This is a genomic window from Peterkaempfera griseoplana (assembly GCF_001418575.1).
Taxonomy (GTDB): Bacteria; Actinomycetota; Actinomycetes; order Streptomycetales; family Streptomycetaceae; genus Peterkaempfera; species Peterkaempfera griseoplana.
In genome coordinates this window covers 1-1,377 of the sequence record NZ_LIQR01000526.1, presented here as the reverse complement: position 1 = coordinate 1,377, position 1,377 = coordinate 1, and the positions used below count along the sequence as shown (strand labels likewise).

The following is a 1,377-nucleotide window of genomic DNA, read 5'->3' as shown; positions in this document are numbered from 1 at the left end:
GCCCGGGAGCGGCTGGCCGCCTACGCCGACCTGTACCTGCCCGAGGGCCCGGGAGATCCCCGCTGGACGCTCTGGATCGAGGTCTGGGGCCGTTCGTCGGCCGGCCGGGAGGTCCGGGAGGGGCAGGCCGCCATCGAGGAGCCGTGGCACCGCGATCTGGCCCGGCTGCTCGCGGAGGGCGCGGCGGCGGGTGAGTTCGCTCCCGGCGACCCGGAGGCGACCGCGGTGCGGATCCGGGCTCTGCTCGACGGCTTCTCCACCCCGATCGCGATCGGGCTGCCGGGAGTACGGCGCTCGGAGTCGCTGGCTCATGTCGCCGCGGTGCTGGACGCCCTGCTGGGCACCGAGAGCTGACTGCCCGTCAGTTCGTCCAGAGCGCCACGGCGGTACGGTCGTCCGCGTAGCCCTTCGCCCGCACCTGGAGCTGGCGCAGGAAGTCGACCGTGCCGGGCGGGTGCGGCTGCGACCAGTGGGTGCCGAGGAAACGGGTCACCGCGGGCTCCTCGCGCACCGGGTCGGCGAATCCGGCCGTCGCCATCAGCAGCAGGTCCGCCGGGGTGGCCGGAACCAGCCGGAAGCGGAAGCCCGGGTCGGCCGGTTCCTCGACGGCCTCCGGTTCGGACGGGTGGTGGAGCAGCCGTGCCGCGTACGCGTCGATCCAGTGCTCCGCGCGCAGGAGGAAGAGCCCGCCCGGCCCGACGCCGAAGCAGGCCCGGTCGCCTCCGTCCGGGTCCAGCGGCGCCAGGACGCAGTGCAGCGACCCGGCGGAGGACGGCCCGGCCGGTCCGGGGGCGGCCTCGGGGTCCGGCTCCTGCGGGACGTGGCCGCCCTGCGCTGCGGCGGACGTCCGCCGCAGCGGCTGCGCCGCCCTGGCGGCCAGCCGCTGGAGCCCGAAGCGCAGTCCGTCGCGGTCACCGCCCCGCAGGTCGGCGAGCAGCTCGGCCCGGCTGCGGCCGACGGCGGCGGCCAGCTGGCGGCACGCCTCGGCGGCCGCCGACGGCGGGGTCTGCGAGCCACGGGCCGCCCCCGCCACCACGGCGACCAGGAGGCCGTCGGGCCCGTCGCCGAAGCGGGCCAGCAGCAGGGCGTCACGGCGGGGCTCGCCCCGGTAGCGGGCGGAGTCGCCGCGCACACCCGCGGCCCGCACGGTGAGGCCGCCGTACTGGGCGCCCTCGACCACGGTGTCCGGAACCAGCTCCATCAGCTGGTCGGGGTCCGCCGGTGGCAGCGCCGAGGGCTCGGCGTCATAGGTGGGCGGGCGGTCCCCGACGAACGGGATCGGCGGCGCCGGGCTCCCGGCCGCACCGGGCACCTCGCCGCCCTGCCGCTGCCCGGGCGGCACGGGCCCCGGGGTGTCCGGCCGGGCAGCGGCAGGGC

Annotated in this window: 2 protein-coding genes; one reads left to right on the top strand and one right to left on the bottom strand. The window is 78.3% G+C overall.

The window, feature by feature from the left end:
• Window positions 1–354 (top strand): TetR family transcriptional regulator C-terminal domain-containing protein (locus tag AOK09_RS31675; protein WP_169797088.1); only part of this gene is annotated, 354 nt, incomplete at its 5' end.
• Between the two features lie 7 nt (window positions 355–361).
• Here the strand turns inward: AOK09_RS31675 and AOK09_RS31670 are convergent.
• Window positions 362–1,377: protein phosphatase 2C domain-containing protein (locus AOK09_RS31670; protein ID WP_322973227.1), on the bottom strand; the 1,016-nt coding region annotated here is incomplete at its 5' end.